The organism is Bacillus sp. AFS077874 (assembly GCF_002566505.1).
In the GTDB taxonomy this organism is placed as follows: domain Bacteria; phylum Bacillota; class Bacilli; order Bacillales; family Bacillaceae_G; genus Gottfriedia.
This window is the reverse complement of record NZ_NUYF01000048.1, coordinates 80,474-98,730: the sequence shown is the minus strand read 5'-3', so window position 1 is coordinate 98,730 and position 18,257 is coordinate 80,474. Positions and strand designations below refer to the sequence as shown.

Genomic DNA, 18,257 nt, shown 5'->3' with positions numbered 1-18,257 from the left:
ATTCTCTTATCGTTAGTAAATAACAGGTTTTTATCCATAACTTACATTATAAAACAATTAGCTACTAATGAACACCCTTAAACGTAACCTTTTTCTTTTAAACTGACATACTTATGTTCACCAATTATGATATGGTCTAGTAATTCAATTCCAATTATTTTTCCACATTCAACTAATCGTTTTGTTACTTCGATATCTTCTCGACTTGGAGTTGGATCCCCACTTGGATGATTGTGTAAACAAATAATCGAGCTTGCAGATCTACGAAAAGCTTCTTTAAAAACTTCACGAGGATGGACGATCGAAGCATTTAAACTACCTTTAAAAATAGTTTCGCGGGCAATAACTTGATTTTTCGTATTTAAGTATAAACATACAAAATGCTCTTGTTCAAGAAATCGCATTTCATCCATCATAAATTTAGCACAATCATCTGGACTTTTAATACTAAATCTTTCGTCATATTGAAGACGGTTAATCCTTTTTCCTAATTCAAAGGCAGCAATTAACTGTACAGCTTTCGCTTCACCGATCCCTTTAATATTTGATATTTCTTCAACAGACGCATTCATTAATAATCTTAGTCCATCAAATTTCAATAAAAGTTCGTTTGAAACTTTTAAAACCGATTCATTTTTTGTCCCAGTCCTTAATAAGATCGCAAGTAAATCTTGATTAGACAAACTACCGGGACCAAATTTTAACAATCGCTCTCTTGGCCTTTCATCTTTCGGAAAATCTTTAATGAGAACCGAATTTGACAAAATATCACCTCAAATCAAAAGTTAAAAATTTAGTTCTCTTAGTTTTTTCTTAACTTTATTGATCGGAAGTCCAACAACAGAATAATAGTCGCCGTCTATTTTCTCTACAAATGTTCCGCCAAATCCTTGTATGCCGTAAGAACCAGCTTTATCCATCGGTTCATTAGTATTGATATAATCCATTATTTCTTGATCACTTAGTTCACTAAAGGTAATTTTTGTACATTGATAAAAGCTACTACTTTTACCTTCATTAATAATTGAAACTCCAGTAAAAACCTCGTGTGTTTTTCCAGATAGCATTTTTAACATTGCAAATGCATCTTCTTTTGAGGTAGGCTTACCTAGTTTTTTATCATTATAAGTAACGATCGTATCAGCACCGATTACTACTGCATTTGGAAATTTATTGGATACATCTATAGCTTTTTCTTCCGCCAATTTCATTACAATCTCAGAAGACTGCAAGTTCTGCTCCATTACTTCTTCAACATCACTAGTTTCAATGATAAAAGGGATATTTAACATGCTAAGAAGTTCTTTTCTTCGAGGAGATGCAGAGGCTAATATAAGTTTTTTCATTTTCATTCACCTATTATTTAATTTTAAAGGAAGGATACAAGATTATCCTACCCAAGTAATCACTATAACACAAATTAGTAAAAAACACTTTTCGTTGTCTATTCGTTATTAAAATGTAATAAAAATGAAAGTTTTGTTAAGTATTAAAATACACTAATAATAAAATTTCATTTTTAAATATTTTATGTCCAAACCCAGTCTTTTCGGAGTAAAATTTGCTTAAAATTTGAATAGATATAAATTTCTAGAAGAAGTTTTTAATGTTAAATATTAATTTCTTTCATTTTATTTGTAATATAAAATACACTAACGAAAGTAATTTGCCAGTGTAATCGCGTTGTTGAAAATGTCAATAAATTATCAAATTTTCGTAAAAGGAGTATAGTGATGTTGATTTCCACTACGGGGTGCTCGCTTTCCATGGGGCGAGATTCTTTNNTTCCCGCTTATCCCATAGGAGTCGAGCACCCCTTTCGTTCCAATCAACTTTTTCAATCAAAAAAGTCTACAATAAATACTAATCTAATAGCTTTAACTTAGAGTAACTTAAAACCATTAATAAATCATCCAAAAAGTAATAATTTCATCATTAATAAATGTTCATTTAATGTCCGTTTTCTCTATTGACTATTTTATATTTCAGCACTCTGGATTAAATGCTAATTTAATGTCCTTTACTTAGCATAAAAAAAACAGTTTTTCATTTGTTTGTATGTCAATTGAGATCAAACATCAACTTATAAACTAATCATTAGAATTTGTCTAATATTTACTCTTAATTTTTAACTCTTCTATAAAACAATTACTATAGCTTGTTGTTTTATTAAAATTGTTTAAACACATTAACAACTAAAATCTTAATAGGTCTTCAAAATATGAATTTTAACATCAATAATGTTCAACTGATTGACTTTTATATTTCAACAAACTAAAAATACACTAACAAAATTTAATTTGTTAGTGTATTTTTTTGTTCTTTTAATATTTTAAATAAGGATAACATGTCATATTGGACTGATTGGGTTACTTTATTTAGATTTTGTTTAGTGTTTGAGGACATTACTTTTTCGATGTTTTGTAAATGCTTAAGTCCACTTAGTAATTGCTTATTTTTAATATAATCTTTTTGTTTAGACAAAATTAACATGGTTGAGCTTATTTGTTCAAGCTGTTTTTCGTTATTAAAGTTTTTATCTGTTAAGTACGATAACATAAAATTAAATGTTTCCACTTCAGCTTTATACATATCTACTGATTGTTTTGGGCCTTTGTATTCTTGCCCACCAACTGTTTCTTCTTTTAAATAAGTACTTTTTAATTTTTTCTTAACTTCATCTGCTAAAAACGTGCTATCTTTCCCGCTCAAAGCAATAACGACGAAAAAATTATTATTTTTTTCATAAATGACAGGGGTAAAGCCATTTGTAGATACTTCTTTTTCATTTTTCTTAGCTGATTCCATACTTTTATACATTCCAACTTGTGCGAGATCAAACTTCACTGCTGGAATCTTCATTTGTACTTGATTTGTTGCTGTACCAGAAACCGATACACTATTTTTTGTTGGGTTAAGTGCATCTGGCTTTGATTGTTTAAATATGCCTAAAAATACAAACCCAAAACATAGTCCTATTAAACTTGCACCTATAATAGAAATAATAATACTTTTCGAAGGTGACTTCTTTGTGAAAAAAGAAATCTTCTTTTTCTTTTTCTCTTTCACCTTTTGCTCTGGCTTAATCTTTTTCTTCTTTTTAACATCATCTAAAACGATTACTTTTTTGCCTAACCCATCAGGAGTTGGTAAAACCCATCCAAATTCCCCGTTCTTCTCCTCTACCTGATCTTGAGAAGTCACGGCACCTTCTTCAAATGCTTTTTCCTCGCCATTAATTTTAATTGATATCTTTGAGGACTTGTCCATATGAATCCTCCTACTACTTTATTTTAAAACGTAAAAAAATACTAACATATAATTCCAGAAAAACACGCCGACATTTGTCGAGGACAAACAGGTATCGTGCAACAAAAAATTACAAAAACTTGCCCATTTTTTATCTACATAAATAAATAACCACCGTAGGATTCCCGGTGATTATTTGCTATACATTGCCACTTTATTTCTTCCAGCATTTTTTGCTTTTGAATACATAGCTCTGTCTGCACATCGAATTAAGTCTGACGGTTCTGTCGCCACAAATGGTGCAACTGCTGCTCCTATACTTGCTGTTACTGTTAATTTAATCTGCTGATCTTCGTTAGTCATATGATTTGTAATGTAAAATGGAATAATTTCAAGTGATTTTCTAATTTCTTCTGCTAAATTATATGTTTCTCTTTCACTATGATTTACAAGTAGTACTGAAAATTCCTCTCCACCAAAGCGAGCAACTAAACCACTTTGCTTCACTACCATTTTAATCCGTCTTGCAACTTCAAATAATACTTCATTACCTGCTTGATGACCGTATTCGTCATTCACTCTTTTAAAATAATCCAAATCAATTAAAAGTAATGAAATTGACTTTATCTTGAATGATTTCAACTGTTCAAATTCATCTTTAATTTTAGATTCGAGATATTCAAAATTATATAAGCCGGTTAAAGAATCAGTTTCACTTCTGATTTTTGTTTGTAAGTAAAACCTTGCATTTTCAACCGCAATTGCGAGATATAATGCAAGTATTTCGATCAGAACTACTTGGTATTTTTTAAAAGCATTTTTTTGTTCTGATGCAATTGTAAGTACACCAACTACTTCTTGATTTTTTATAATTGGGATTGATAATAAACTTTCTGCTTCTGAAAATTTTAAATGATCATTAGTGTACCATTGTGAACGTCTGCTAAAACTATATCTTCTTTTTTCAAAAAAAACTTTTTTAGATATTGAACCTTCAAGCGTATCAAAGTAAGGACAACTAAATATTTTTTCATCACATTTATTTTGAAAATATCTTTTTAATTTAAGCGATTTATCTTCAACTATAAATAAATTTCCGTATGAAACTGGAATTAAAGTAGTAAGTTGTTCAAAAAACTCATCGATTACTTCTTCTTCTTCCATTCTTTGAGACAGTTTTTGACTTATTTTCATCGTTTTCTTTAAATATTTGTTCATATTTAAAGCAGAGGATAAAGAGTTTAAAATAATCATTAAAATAATATAGTAAATAGTTATGTAAATTATCGTAATATATCCTTTTTTCTCTAACATTAAATAAAGACTTATTCCGATTGGATACATTAATAAATAGATAAACAAATCCCACTTAAATTCCCTATTAATCAATTTCATTTCTCTTTTATACAAGTAAATCGTAATAAAATAAATAACGATTTGATTAATCCAAAAAGATACAAGAGTGTAAATGAGGATTGGAATTAAGCTATTCAATATTTCTTTAGTCCCAGTAGGTTCAATCTTTCCCCCAACTAAATAATAAAGTAACGCACTACCAATAGAACATAATGCAAACATTAACGAATTAAGTGGCATTCGGTAGAGAGTTTTTTTTGTAATACTCAATCTTATATACAAAATCGAATAGGCTAATTGACTTATTAAAAGTTCTGCAACTAAACCATACGATAAAAAAACTAATATTGAGATTCCGAAAATAAAAGATAATGTAGCATCATTAATTTTAATTGGCATATTCGCTACAATTAGAAATAACGCAATTATAATTAAAAAATTTGAACGATCTATATGTCTAAGAGGGCTAACCATATTAGCATAATAAAATATGATAGGCATTAGAACAATCCATGCGATCCAAATCAACCTATTACTATGCTTACTAATCAAGATTATGGGCCCTCCTTTACAATTCTAAGCGAATTTTTTTAGCAAATATCTTCTTACTACCGAGATAAAATATAATGAACCGGTTATTAATAATATCTCGTCTTCCTGTATATCCTTTATACTCTTATCGATTGCAATAGATAAATCACTTTCATATTTTATATTAAGTGTATTAGCATTCGAAATTAATTCGTCGTTATTCATCGCTCTAGGAAAATCAAAAGTTGTCATTACAATATTATTTGTTATACCTCGTAATTCTTTTAACATCTCTTCAATATTTTTATCTTTCAAGGCAGAGAATAGAATCTTTATTTCCTTATCAAGAAAATGGTTATTCATCGTCTCCACTAAACTTTTAATTCCTTCAACATTATGTGCTCCATCAATATAAATGACAGGATTAGAAGCTATTCGTTCTAATCTACCTGCTTTTTGAGCTATTTTTAATCCTCTTTTGATATGATCTTCACTAAACTTCATTCCATATTTATTTTGTAATAATTGAACAACACAGATTGCGCATGAAGCATTCCTAATTTGATGGTGCCCAAGCATCGATAACTCAATATTTTCAATTAGCAATTCATTGCCCATGTAATTAAACTTTTCATAAAGTGAATCTTTCAAAGGAGAAGCAAAAAAATGCTTACCATATTCAAAATAATCAGCTTCATTTTTGATTGCGGCATTTTGAATAATCGTTAAAGCTTTTTCTTTCAATTCTGCTGTAACAATTGGAATTCCCTTTTTAATAATTCCTGCCTTATGCTTAGTGATTTCTTCTATTGTTTCACCAAGAATTTGTTGATGATCATGGCCAATACTCGTAATAATACTAATTAAAGGTGTCATTACATTTGTGCAATCCTCTAACCCACCTAAACCAGCTTCTACTAAAAATATGTCATGTTCTTTTATTTTACCGAAAAAGTAAAAAGCCATTGTTGTAATGATTTCAAATTCAGTTGGAGCACCACAAGGCAACTGTTCAACTTCTTCAACAACTGGCATCATACAGTTTACTAGTTGAATAAATTCTTGTTCACTAATCATTTCACCGCAAAACATGATTTGTTCACGATAATCTAATATATATGGTGATGTAAAAGTTCCTACAGTATACCCTGCATCTAATAAAATACTTTGAAGGAAAGTAATTGTAGAGCCTTTTCCATTCGTTCCTGCGACATGAATTGCTTTGACACTAAGCTGAGGATTTCCTAATCTAACTAGCATTTCTTCCATTCTTTGTAGTCCAGGTACAATGCCAAATTTTGTTCTGTTATACATCCATTTCAGTGCTTGCTCATATGTATTAACCATCTTAACCCTACCTTTATAGTAAAAAACGACGAATTCTTAACTCAATTCGTCGTTTTTATTTTACTAACTTTTATTACAGTCGATTAGCTCGCCTGCTTAAACTACTTATTTACTTAGTTCTGCAATTCGAGCTCTTACAGATTCTTGTTTTTCAAGATAATCTTTTTCTTTACGACGCTCTTCTTCAATAACTGCTGCAGGAGCTTTCGCTACAAATCCTTGGTTACTTAATTTCTTTTGAACTCGTTCAACTTCACTAGTCCATTTTTCTAATTCTTTCTCTAAACGTTTTTTCTCTTCTTCAAGATTAATTAAACCTTCTAGAGGAAGATAAAGCTCAGCTCCACTAATTACTGCAGACATCGATTTTTCTGGTGCAGTTAAGTTAGTAGAAATTGTTAATTCTTCTGGATTACAGAAGCGCTCGATATATGAACGATTTTCTTCTAATGCAGCTGCAATCGTTTCATCCTTTGCAGAGATCATTAGTTGAACTTTTTTGCTCATTGGCGTGTTTACTTCTGCACGAATATTACGAACTGAACGAATTAACTCAACTAATATTTTCATCGTTTCAGAAGCTTCTTTATTTGTTAATTCCTCTCTAACTGTCGGCCAAGCAGAAACTGTAATAGACCCCCCTTGGTGTGGTAGAGATTGCCAAATTTCTTCAGTAACGAAAGGCATAAATGGATGTAAAAGCTTCATTGTACTTTCTAATACGTGTGCAAGAACTGAACGAGTCATATTTTTTGCATCTTCATTTTCACCGTATAAAGGAATCTTTGCCATTTCAATATACCAGTCACAAACATCGTCCCAAATGAAGTTATAAAGTACACGGCCAACTTCACCAAATTCATAACGATCGATTAAAGCTGTTACACTTTCAATTGTTTCATTTAAACGAGTTAAAATCCATTCATCAGCAACAGATTTTTCTTTCGTTAAATCGATATTTTCATATGTGAAGCCTTCCATATTCATTAAAGCAAAACGAGAAGCATTCCAAATTTTGTTTACAAAGTTCCAAGTAGCTTCAACTTTTTCAATACTGAAACGTAAATCTTGGCCTGGTGAACTTCCTGTTGTTAAGAAGTAACGTAATGAATCTGCTCCATATTTCTCAATAACATCCATTGGGTCAACACCATTACCAAGTGATTTACTCATTTTACGTCCTTGCTCGTCACGTACTAAGCCATGAATTAAAACATCGTTAAATGGACGTTTACCAGTAAATTCAATTCCTTGGAAAATCATTCGTGATACCCAGAAGAAAATAATATCATAACCAGTTACTAATACATTTGTTGGGAAGTAAGCTTGGAAATCCTTACTTTCTTCATTTGGCCAACCTAAAGTTGAGAATGGCCATAATGCTGAACTGAACCAAGTATCTAAAACGTCGTTATCTTGATTCCAATTTTCAATATCAGCTGGTGGCTCTTGATTTACATAAATCTCACCAGTTTCTTTATGGTACCAAGCCGGAATACGGTGTCCCCACCATAATTGACGTGAAATACACCAGTCACGGATATTTTCCATCCAACGTAGATACGTTTTTTCAAAACGATCCGGTACAAATTTTACGCTATCATCAGAATTTTGTAATGCTACTGCAGCATCCGCTAGTGGTTGCATTTTAACAAACCATTGTGTTGATAAATATGGCTCAACAACCGCTCCGCTACGTTCACTATGACCTACAGAATGCATATGTTCTTCGATTTCAACAAGAACACCCATCTCTTGTAAATCTTTAACAATTTGTTTACGGCATTCAAAGCGATCCATACCATTGTATTTTCCTGCTTTTTCATTCATTGTACCATCTTCATTCATTACAAGAATGCGAGGTAAGTCATGACGGTTTCCAACTTCAAAATCATTCGGGTCATGGGCAGGAGTAATTTTTACAACTCCAGTACCAAATTCCATATCAACATAATCGTCAGCAATGATTGGAATTTCACGATTTACGATAGGAAGTGTAACAGTTTTACCAACCATTGATTTATATCTTTCGTCTTCTGGGTGAACCGCAATTGCAGTATCCCCAAGCATTGTTTCAGGACGAGTAGTTGCAATTTGAATTTTTCCAGTTCCGTCTGTTAATGGATATTGCATATGGTAGAATGCACCTTGAACATCCTTATAAATAACTTCGATATCTGATAAAGCTGTTTTTGTTGCTGGATCCCAGTTGATGATATATTCACCACGATAGATTAATCCTTTGTTGTATAGCTTAACGAATACTTCTTTTACTGCATCAGATAGACCCTCATCTAATGTGAATCTTTCACGAGAGTAATCTAGACCTAAACCAATTTTTTCCCATTGAGAACGAATGTGAGAAGCATATTCTTCTTTCCACTCCCAAGCTTTTTCTAGGAATTTTTCACGTCCTAAATCATATCTTGATAAGCCTTCTTCTCGTAATTTCGCCTCTACTTTTGCTTGTGTAGCAATACCAGCATGGTCCATACCAGGTAAATAAAGTACGTCATAACCTTGCATTCGTTTAGTACGAGTTAAGATATCTTGTAATGTTGTATCCCAAGCATGACCTAAGTGTAATTTTCCAGTTACGTTTGGTGGAGGAATTACGATTGTATATTTCGGCTTTTCTGATTCCACTTGTGCTTCAAAGAATTTCCCATCTAACCAAAATTGGTAACGATCTTTTTCAACTAAATTCGGATCATATTTTGTTGGTAATGATTTTTTTGTTGTTTCCATTCGGATTCATCTCCTCTAATAATTATTGAAAAATAAAAAAACTCCACTCATCCTTGAAAAGGACGAATGGAGTTGAATTCGCGGTACCACCTTTTTTTGTCAGAAAAAACTTGTGTTTAACTGACACACTTAAAAAAGATAACGGATCATCCGGTAACTTCTAATCACAAAAAGCTTTCGAAGTCACTGCTCAAGGGCGACATTCCAACTCTATTTTCTAGAAACCTCCCACCAAATGGTTTCCTCTCTGAAGAACTAGTTCGTTGTACTCTTCCCTATCATTGCATTTCATTATGAATATATGTAATAGTCTACAAAATTTACTTAAGCTTAGTCAACATTATTTCTAATTTCTTTCTAGATTATTCAATATGTGTCAATATCGTACCACATTTTTTAATACATAAAAAAAATACGACAAATAATTGTAATGATTATTTAACATTCTGGTATACTAGTACTTATTTAATTATGAGATAATTATATAGTATGTAGATATAATTTTTAGGGGGATATTCATGGGTTTATTTAAAAATACATTAGCTCGTGTTCTCGGAATCGGTGGAACGAGAATCGATACAAAGCTTGAAAAAAAAGAATATCAAGCTGGTGAACGAGTAAAAGGTGAATTATATATAAAAGGTGGTCGAGTTAAACAAGAACTAGATTCCGTCTTTTTACATGTAATGACTGAATATCAAGTTGAATCAAATGATAAGATTATTAATAAGAATGGTACTTTACAAAAATTTATCGTATCAGTTGATCGTATAATAAATGCAAATGAAGAAGTTGTTATTCCTTTCTTTTTCACCTTATCTGAAAATACACCAGTATCACTTCACAAATCCCATATTTGGATTAAAACTCATTTAGAAATAGAAAAAGCTGTTGACCAATATGATGCTGATGGCGTTCAAGTAGTGCCTTCAGTCGGCTTAAAAACGGTAATCCAGGCACTTCAAGAAGAAGGATTTGTATTAAGAGATAGTGAAAACAAAAAGAAATATGGGAAAATTATTCAAGAATTTGAATTTTACCCAATGAATGGCGAATTCAGAGGAAAATTAGAAGAGGTTGAAGTTAACTATTTAAGCTTTGACAAAACAGTCGACTTAATCCTTCAACTTAATCAAAATCAAAAAGAAACAACTAGTAAATTTTCTAAATTATTTGGCTCTGATGAAAATAATGTTCGAATCTCTTTTTCAAAGGATCATATTACGGACAAGGATTTTGTACGTAAAAGTGTAGTAAATGCAATTAAACGTCATGTAAAATAATAAACATAAAAAACATCTATCCATGTTGCTAACATTTAGTGATACATTTTTTGGATAGATGTTTTTATTTTCTCTCTTAATAATGCAAATTGAACTTATAAACCATCTATAGATTTCTCTGCTTCAATATCCTCTTGTATTTTTGAGACAAAATATTCAATATTAATCATATGCCAGTAAGCATTTAATAAATCTCTTACATTGTCTTTTTCATTATTAACCCCGGATCGCTTTAAATAGTTAGAAATTTTGGAAGAAAACTGAGTTGGATATGCCATATAACTTAAAAATAACATTCTTTCCTCTTCTCTTAATGAAAAATTCTTTTCATACATTTTAAGCCAATTATTACGATCAGATTGCTGAATAGGATATGTTTTAAAAGAATTCTTATAATAGTTCGTTAAATCTTGAATTGGTGTAGTTTCTTGTGCATTTTCTAGATTGATAAAGACACCTTCACCTCTTTTATTTACAAGAAAGTGAGAAATAGATAAATTCCCATGGTTCATGACAACTCTAGTATTTTCAGTTTCCTTCATTTTTTTAAACCATTCATCTAACTGTCCCTTAGCAAATTGATGTGCACTTAATATTTTATGAAAATACGTACAATAGCTTAGTTCATAAGGTGACATATACCAATTACCTTCTGCAGCCTCAATGAAATTTTCCAATACATCTTTATCTTTACTCCACCTTTTAGTTAACGTATCATAATGGATTTGTAATTGATCTTTATCTACCTTTTTCTCTTTCTGTGTACTGTTGTGCATCTTACCTAGTGAAGTAAACATTCGTTGAAAATGTAAATTCTCATCTGACTTTTCATCAACACTTTCAATCCACGGCATTAAATAGTAATGCTTCGTATTAAATTCAACAATATAATCTCCACTCTGGGTATGATATATTGGTACAACATTTCGAAAGCCTTTATCTTGTAAAGAACGAACATTTTCAATCAAATTATTTCGATAAACTCGATTCACATTTGCTTCTTTTAGTGCGAATACACCTTGATTCGTATAAATCTTAACGACCTTACCAACAGTTTCAAAATAATTTGGTACAATGTGATACTGTGCTAAAATGACGCTTATTTCATCTTTAGGTTTTCTATACAAGATGCGTCACTCTCACTTTCTAAATGCGTAAAAGCCTTGTATTAGTAGACAAGTGTCTTAACTAATACAAAGCTCTCACCATATGGTTATTGTTTTATAGCAGTTACAGGAATATAAATGATTTGCCCTTCCGATAAAAATTCATCATTCAAGTTATTAACCCGATTCAACTGCTGAGTTTGTAGGTTATATTTTTTAGCTACAGATTCAATTGTATCTCCATTTTGAGCTAAATATAATTTTAATTTAGTATAAGAATCTTCTCTTCCTTCGCCAGTAAACAAACTTGATAGTAGATTGTCACTTTTAACACTTCTTGCTTCACTTACTTCTTCTTTTACTTCCTTTTTACCAACTGGATCAGCTTTTATTTCTACTTTTGGTAATTCAGGTGGTGGTGCTTCTTGCTGCTCCACTTGAGCTTGATAATAATCCGCATAATATGGTGGTGTTTGACGAACATCATTTGGATTCTCAAAATTATTTTCTTGATTTACTTGAGGGAAGGGATTTTGATAGAGTTGTTCCTGATTTTGATTATATGCAAATGGTGCTTGCTGATATTGTTGGTTAACATAAGGTTGATAGTTTTGCTCTAAAGTTCGATTATATAGTTCTTCATATTTTTCTATTTCTTTTTGAGCATTGTTTTCATTATTAGCATTTTGCAAATTACTAAAATCATTATCTAAGAAGCTAGGTCTACTATTTAATGAATTGTTTAAATAGCTGTGTACATTAAAATCATTATTCAAGAAACTAGGTCGCTCATTATACGTATTATTTACATTGTTAGATACCTGTGCATCATTTTCACTTTGACTAGCTTCTGCATCATTATTATTCATTAAGAAGCTCGGTGTTGGATCTACTGCTTGTGGTTCCATTGCTTGTGGTTCCATTGCTTGTGGTTCCATCGCTTGGGGCTCTATTGCTTCAGCTGATATATTAAAGCCTCTAAATACTTCTTCATATTCTTCTTCCTCTTGGGCCTCTGATTGTTCTTCTAACTGTTCTGACTGCTCTGACTGGGCCATAATTTCAAAATTAGATTGTTCTTCTACTTGTTGTTCCTCTTCATAACTTTGTTCATTGCTTTCTTCTAACTCATAATAATGTTCCTCTTCATAACTTTGTTTATTGCTTTCTTCTAACTCATAATAATGTTCCACTTCATTTTCAACTGCTTCGACTCGATCTTCAACTACTTCTTCAGGCTGAAAAACCTCTAAGTAAGTAGGCTGCCCAGGATATGTGTCTTGTTCTTCTTGCTCATCATTCTCTTCAAGAGATTGAATCCAATCACTGCCGTAAAGATTATCTTGTTCACTTGTTTCCTGTTCTAAAGTAGGTTGATGAAAGAACTGGAATTGTTCTTCTTGTTCTCTATCTTCCTGATACACATATCCTTCATTTCCTTCATTACTTGAGCGATATTCGTTTTCGTATGCGTAGCTATTATATTGCTCATACCCTCTTTGTTCTTGATAAGTTTCTACTGCTCTATTATGGTCATGTAAACCAGAAATACATAAATCAGCAGCAATTTGAATACTACCTTTTTCAGCTATTTGATAATCAAATGTCTCTACAGAAACACATAGATTTTCAAGATCAGTAATCCTAGTTAATGGTATTGAAATATCTACAGGGAACTGATGATTCATTTCACAACTTCCATCTTCAAGAGCGATTACATTTTCTATCATTCTTGAAGGTGCTAATTCTCTTAATGAGTAATAATCACCTTGATTTGATAAATCAGGTGTGTAATTACCTTCTAAGGTTAAGACACCCTTCACTTGAACATATTCTTCAAATTGCTGTATAGTAATGTCTGGATTTAACGAGAGTGACCTTACCTCTTTAACTTCCTGTCCTTTTTGGAACCAGACAGTTTCTTTCAATGAAAAGCGAATATTTGTTTGATTTTCTGAAGACACGTTAATGTCCTCCTCTCATCGTCCAATTTGGTCTATGACATTACATTTTTATGAAAGAAACGAAAAATTTATGAAGAAAAGATTGTTATTTTATATTAAGAAAGGTTTAATAATCGCAGGATTCAAGAAAAACAGTGATAAGGGAGTAGGAAAAAGAAAAATCAAAAGTGGTATTTAAGAAGCACTGGACGAATAGTATCAGAAAAAACTGGAGAGAAAAATGAGCAACTATGTCATTGAAATTTTTTACAAATTAGTAGATGAGGAACTATAGAATGTTTTTCATTCGCCTAACCATATTTATAGATTTTTCTTCGATATTGAATTGTACAATCTTTAAAGGTTTATATTTGAAAATATCTACTTTTGTATAGTTTTTTAGGTCAATATTAACCGGTATGGGTAATTTTACATGTTAATTGCAATTCTTTGGATTTTTATTGCAGGTTTGCTAATAATATTTGCGATTTCCTGATTTTATTTGCAGTTAACTTTTTTTGTAGATTCTCCTCATCTATTTTTACATAGATCGGCATCTTATTTGCAATTCTCCTCTCTATCTATTTATAGCTTGAACTTCTCTATTTTTTTATACAGTCGTTCTACTGAAGCTTTACCAACTCTTTTTGCTATAACAAATAAGGTGCCCTAAAAATAGGACACCACCTTAAATTAAACTAATTGCGAAAATGCGTATTCAGCAGCTGCAATCGTTTTTTGAATATCTTCGTCTGTATGTGAAGTTGATAGGAATAAACCTTCAAATTGTGATGGTGGTAAGAAGACACCTTGTTCAGCCATTAGTTGATAGTATTTAGCAAACATTTCTAAATTAGATGTTTTTGCTGCTTCGTAATTTTCAACTTTTTCGTTTGTGAAGAAGAATCCAACCATTGAACCTGCACGATTAATACAATGTGGAATATTGTATTTTTCAGCTGCAGCTTTATAACCAGCTTCTAGCAAATCAGCTTTACGGTTAAATTCTACATAATCTTCTTTCGATAGCTGACTTAATGTTTCGTAACCAGCCGTCATCGCTAAAGGATTTCCTGAAAGAGTTCCAGCTTGATAAATTGGGCCACTTGGAGCAATTTGATTCATGATTTCAGCTTTACCACCATATGCACCTACTGGTAAACCTCCACCGATCACTTTTCCTAAGCAAGTGATATCAGGCGTTACACCAAAATGACCTTGTGCACAATTATATCCTACACGGAAGCCAGTCATAACTTCGTCAAAAATCAATAATGTACCATATTGAGTCGTAATTTCTCTTAAGCCTTCTAAGAAACCTTCAACTGGTGGAACAACACCCATATTACCTGCAACCGGCTCAACAATAACCGCTGCTAGGTCATCTCCAAATTGTTCAAAAGCATATCTTATACTTTCTAAATCATTATAAGGAACAGTGATTGTATTTGATGCAACACCTTCAGGTACACCAGGGCTATCTGGTAATCCAAGTGTAGCTACACCAGATCCTGCTTTAATTAATAAGGAATCACCATGTCCGTGGTAGCATCCTTCAAATTTTAAGATTTTGTTTCGACCAGTAAATCCGCGAGCAAGACGTAAAGCACTCATTGTCGCTTCTGTTCCTGAGTTAACCATTCGAACAACTTCAATCGAAGGCACTCTTTCGATTACAAGTTTAGCTAATTCTGTTTCTTTTAATGTTGGTGCTCCAAAGCTAGTTCCAGTTTCTGCTGTTCGCTTTAAGCCTTCAACTACACGCTCATTTGAGTGACCCAAAATTAGAGGTCCCCAAGATAATACATAATCAATATACTCATTTCCGTCTATGTCATATATTTTAGAACCTTTTCCATGACTCATAAAAATTGGTGACATATTAACACTTTTAAATGCACGTACCGGACTATTTACTCCACCAGGAAGTACTTGTTTTGCCTCTTCAAAAGCTTCAATTGACTTGTTATATGATCTCATTTATAATTACTTCCCTTCTGATAACCATCTGCAAGCATCTTTAGCATGATAAGTCATAATCATATCTGCACCAGCACGTTTCATACTAATTAATTTTTCCATTACAACTTTTTCTTCTTCAATCCAACCATTCAATGCAGCAGCTTTAACCATTGCATATTCTCCACTAACATTATAAGCAACGATTGGTTGGTGATAGTTATTTCTGATATCTCGAATGATATCTAAATATGAAAGAGCTGGTTTAATGATTAAGAAATCTGCACCTTCAACTGTATCTGATTCTGCTTCACGGAACGCTTCTAAACGATTTGCAGGGTCCATTTGATAAGCCTTACGATCACCTTGTCCTGGAGCACTTTGAGCTGCCTCACGGAATGGTCCATAAAATGCTGAAGCATATTTTACTGCATAAGACATAATTGGAATATTATCAAATCCAGCTTCATCTAAAGCATGGCGAATTGTTGCTACGAATCCATCCATCATATTTGAAGGAGCAATAATATCTGCGCCAGCCTGTGCTTGACTTACTGCTGTTTTTGCTAATAGTATTAACGATTCATCATTATTAACATACCCATCTTCTAAAACTCCACAATGTCCATGATCTGTATACTCACATAAACATGTATCTGCAATAACAATCATTTCAGGATATTGTTCTTTCGTTTGTGAAATCGCACGTTGAACGATTCCAGTTGCACAGTACGCTTCAGAACCTACTGCGTCTTTTACATCAGGAATACCAAAGAATATGACAGATTTTATACCTAATGATACAATTTCATCCATTTCTTTTTTTAATTCATCTAAAGAAAATTGAAATACACCTGGCATTGAACTAATAGGATTTTTTACCCCTTGTCCTTCAACAACAAAAAGAGGATAAATAAAATCTTCTTTATGCAAATGAGTCTCTCTAACCATAGAGCGTAATGCTTGTGTACTTCTTAAACGACGGTGACGATCAAACGGAATAGAATAAGTCATTTTTTTCTCCTTCTTATAAAGACGATCTGATTAATCAAGATCATCTACTATTTTTTTAATTAAGGCCTCTGTTGTAAATTTACTAGGAACAATAATATTATTCAAACCTTTTTCTCTAGCTTTTTGTGCGGTTACTTCACCAATACAAGCAATTTGAATGTTTTTTAAATCTTCCATACTAATTGCATTTCCAATCAAAAAACAAAACTGTTCTACACTAAATGGATTCAAAAATGTAATCACATCTAGTTTTTTATTTAGTAATAGATTTAACAGTTCATTTTTAACACCTAGATTTGCTATGGTCTCATAAACAGTTAATGAGTTAACTATATGACCATTTTCTCCTAGTATTTTTGGTACGTTATCACTCGCTAAAGAGCCACGTAAAAATAAAAATTTTGTTCCTTTTTCTACTATGTAACTTAACTCAGAAGCAAATGTTTTACCAGTAAATTGACTTGGAAGGAAAGCTACTTCAAACCCTTCATCAACTAATCGGTTCTTTGTTTTTTCTCCGACAGCACCAATTTTTTTTTGAAGAATTTTTTGTTTTAGATCCTTTGTAATATTTTGCACAAAGTAATTTACTGAATTAACACTTGTGAATAAAATCCATTTTGTATCAAGAACTAATTTTTCCAAATCATTAATTGAAATATCACTTTTAACTATTTTTTGAAGTGGAAGATTAATAGGACATCCACCAAACTGATGAATTAATTGATTGAATTCATCAGCTTGTTGCTCTGCCCTTGTCACTAATATTTTCATTCCATTTAAGGAATTATTCATCCGCTGCCTCTTTGACAGAATCAATAATATCCTTTGCTCCACGTTCAATTAATAGATTTGCAGCTTTTTCTCCAATTTCAGTTGGATCAGTACCTTTAACAGTTTCTTTTAAGATGATTGTTCCATCTGGTTTAGCTACTAATGCAGTTAACGAGATTTCATCTTTGTCATCGATCGTTGCAAATCCAGCAATAGGAACTTGGCAACCACCTTCCATTTTATGAAGAAATACACGTTCAGCTTCTACTGTTGTATATGTTAATTCATCATTCAGTCTATTTAGTAATTCACGGATTTCTGTATCATTTTCACGACATTCGATAGCAAGTGAACCTTGACCTACTGCTGGTACACAGATTGTTTCGTCAATGTATTCAGTTATACTTTCTTCAGCCCAACCCATTCTTGTTAAACCAGCTGCTGCAAGAATAATCGCATCATATTCATTATCCTTTAGCTTTTGAATACGTGTATCGATATTTCCACGAATCCATTTGATTTGTAGATCTGGACGAACTGCTTTAATTTGAGCACTTCTTCTTAAACTACTAGTACCGACAATTGAGCCTTCTTCAAGTTCCATTAATCCTTTTCCACTATTTGATAGCAGGGCATCTCTAGGATCAACGCGTTTTGGAGTACATCCAATCATTAAACCTTCAGGTAAAATAGCTGGCATGTCCTTCATACTATGTACAGCTAAATCAATTTCACTCGTTAGCATTGCATGTTCAATTTCTTTAACGAATAAACCTTTTCCTCCAACCTTTGAAAGGGTTACATCAAGTATTACATCACCTTTTGTAACGATTTCCTTTAACTCAAATTCATAATCGGGTGCTACTTCTTTTAGTTTCTCTACAAACCATTTAGTTTGTGTTAATGCTAGTTTACTTCTTCTTGTACCAACAATAATTTTACGCATT

At 32.1% G+C, this 18,257-nt stretch carries 13 protein-coding genes and 1 other annotated feature; of the genes, 1 reads left to right on the top strand and 12 read right to left on the bottom strand.

What is annotated here, in order from left to right; translation table 11 throughout:
• Window positions 1–77 precede the first annotated feature (77 nt).
• The 6 genes from radC to COJ46_RS20655 all read right to left on the bottom strand — a co-directional run bounded on the left by radC (window position 78) and on the right by COJ46_RS20655 (window position 9,231).
• The gene (gene radC, locus COJ46_RS20680; protein WP_420488112.1) at window positions 78–764 is read right to left on the bottom strand and encodes a RadC family protein; all 687 of its coding nucleotides are present in this window, start codon (window positions 762–764) and stop codon (window positions 78–80) included.
• 21 nt (window positions 765–785) lie between these two features.
• Window positions 786–1,346 (bottom strand): Maf family protein, encoded by a 561-nt coding sequence (locus COJ46_RS20675; protein ID WP_097978920.1) that lies wholly within the window; start codon window positions 1,344–1,346, stop codon window positions 786–788.
• Window positions 1,347–2,295: 949 nt separating this feature from the next.
• Entirely contained in the window at window positions 2,296–3,270 is a 975-nt protein-coding gene (locus COJ46_RS20670) for a hypothetical protein (RefSeq protein WP_097978425.1), read from the bottom strand.
• Between the two features lie 171 nt (window positions 3,271–3,441).
• Window positions 3,442–5,157 carry a sensor domain-containing diguanylate cyclase gene (locus COJ46_RS20665; protein ID WP_097978424.1) on the bottom strand — a complete coding sequence of 572 codons (1,716 nt, stop codon included), beginning with the start codon at window positions 5,155–5,157 and terminating at the stop codon, window positions 3,442–3,444.
• A 24-nt stretch (window positions 5,158–5,181) separates the two neighbouring features.
• Window positions 5,182–6,483, bottom strand: a complete 1,302-nt coding sequence (locus COJ46_RS20660) for a bifunctional folylpolyglutamate synthase/dihydrofolate synthase (RefSeq protein WP_097978423.1) — start codon at window positions 6,481–6,483, stop codon at window positions 5,182–5,184.
• Between the two features lie 105 nt (window positions 6,484–6,588).
• Window positions 6,589–9,231 carry a valine--tRNA ligase gene (locus COJ46_RS20655; protein ID WP_097978422.1) on the bottom strand — a complete coding sequence of 881 codons (2,643 nt, stop codon included), beginning with the start codon at window positions 9,229–9,231 and terminating at the stop codon, window positions 6,589–6,591.
• Window positions 9,232–9,286: 55 nt separating this feature from the next.
• Window positions 9,287–9,522, bottom strand: a binding site (T-box leader).
• A 227-nt stretch (window positions 9,523–9,749) separates the two neighbouring features.
• Here COJ46_RS20655 and COJ46_RS20650 point away from each other — a divergent pair.
• Entirely contained in the window at window positions 9,750–10,514 is a 765-nt protein-coding gene (locus tag COJ46_RS20650; protein ID WP_097978421.1) for a sporulation protein, read from the top strand.
• A 95-nt stretch (window positions 10,515–10,609) separates the two neighbouring features.
• On the opposite strand, the gene ysxE is transcribed toward COJ46_RS20650, so the two are convergent.
• From ysxE to hemC, 6 genes are all read right to left on the bottom strand, one after another.
• Complete coding sequence (gene ysxE, locus COJ46_RS20645) at window positions 10,610–11,641, bottom strand: spore coat protein YsxE (RefSeq protein WP_176522644.1); 1,032 nt, start codon at window positions 11,639–11,641, stop codon at window positions 10,610–10,612.
• 86 nt (window positions 11,642–11,727) lie between these two features.
• Window positions 11,728–13,584: a LysM peptidoglycan-binding domain-containing protein gene (locus COJ46_RS20640; protein WP_097978419.1), complete on the bottom strand. Its 1,857-nt coding sequence runs from the start codon at window positions 13,582–13,584 to the stop codon at window positions 11,728–11,730.
• Between the two features lie 672 nt (window positions 13,585–14,256).
• Complete coding sequence (gene hemL / locus COJ46_RS20635) at window positions 14,257–15,543, bottom strand: glutamate-1-semialdehyde 2,1-aminomutase (protein ID WP_097978418.1); 1,287 nt, start codon at window positions 15,541–15,543, stop codon at window positions 14,257–14,259.
• A gap of 6 nt (window positions 15,544–15,549) precedes the next feature.
• Window positions 15,550–16,536 carry a porphobilinogen synthase gene (hemB, locus tag COJ46_RS20630; RefSeq protein WP_097978417.1) on the bottom strand — a complete coding sequence of 329 codons (987 nt, stop codon included), beginning with the start codon at window positions 16,534–16,536 and terminating at the stop codon, window positions 15,550–15,552.
• Window positions 16,537–16,566: 30 nt separating this feature from the next.
• The gene (locus COJ46_RS20625; protein WP_097978416.1) at window positions 16,567–17,331 is read right to left on the bottom strand and encodes a uroporphyrinogen-III synthase; all 765 of its coding nucleotides are present in this window, start codon (window positions 17,329–17,331) and stop codon (window positions 16,567–16,569) included.
• Complete coding sequence (gene hemC, locus COJ46_RS20620; RefSeq protein ID WP_097978415.1) at window positions 17,324–18,256, bottom strand: hydroxymethylbilane synthase; 933 nt, start codon at window positions 18,254–18,256, stop codon at window positions 17,324–17,326. The genes COJ46_RS20625 and hemC overlap by 8 nt, the downstream gene beginning before the upstream one ends.
• Window position 18,257 lies beyond the last annotated feature (1 nt).

Excerpts from the sequence above, each read along its gene's own strand:
- COJ46_RS20675 (WP_097978920.1), bottom strand. The coding sequence starts at position 1,346 with ATGAAAAAACTTATATTAGCCTCTGCATCTCCTCGAAGAAAAGAACTT.
- COJ46_RS20670 (WP_097978425.1), bottom strand. The coding sequence starts at position 3,270 with ATGGACAAGTCCTCAAAGATATCAATTAAAATTAATGGCGAGGAAAAA.
- COJ46_RS20660 (WP_097978423.1), bottom strand. The coding sequence starts at position 6,483 with ATGGTTAATACATATGAGCAAGCACTGAAATGGATGTATAACAGAACA.
- COJ46_RS20655 (WP_097978422.1), bottom strand. The coding sequence starts at position 9,231 with ATGGAAACAACAAAAAAATCATTACCAACAAAATATGATCCGAATTTA.
- COJ46_RS20650 (WP_097978421.1), top strand. The coding sequence starts at position 9,750 with ATGGGTTTATTTAAAAATACATTAGCTCGTGTTCTCGGAATCGGTGGA.
- hemL (WP_097978418.1), bottom strand. The coding sequence starts at position 15,543 with ATGAGATCATATAACAAGTCAATTGAAGCTTTTGAAGAGGCAAAACAA.
- hemB (WP_097978417.1), bottom strand. The coding sequence starts at position 16,536 with ATGACTTATTCTATTCCGTTTGATCGTCACCGTCGTTTAAGAAGTACA.
- COJ46_RS20625 (WP_097978416.1), bottom strand. The coding sequence starts at position 17,331 with ATGAATAATTCCTTAAATGGAATGAAAATATTAGTGACAAGGGCAGAG.
- hemC (WP_097978415.1), bottom strand. The coding sequence starts at position 18,256 with ATGCGTAAAATTATTGTTGGTACAAGAAGAAGTAAACTAGCATTAACA.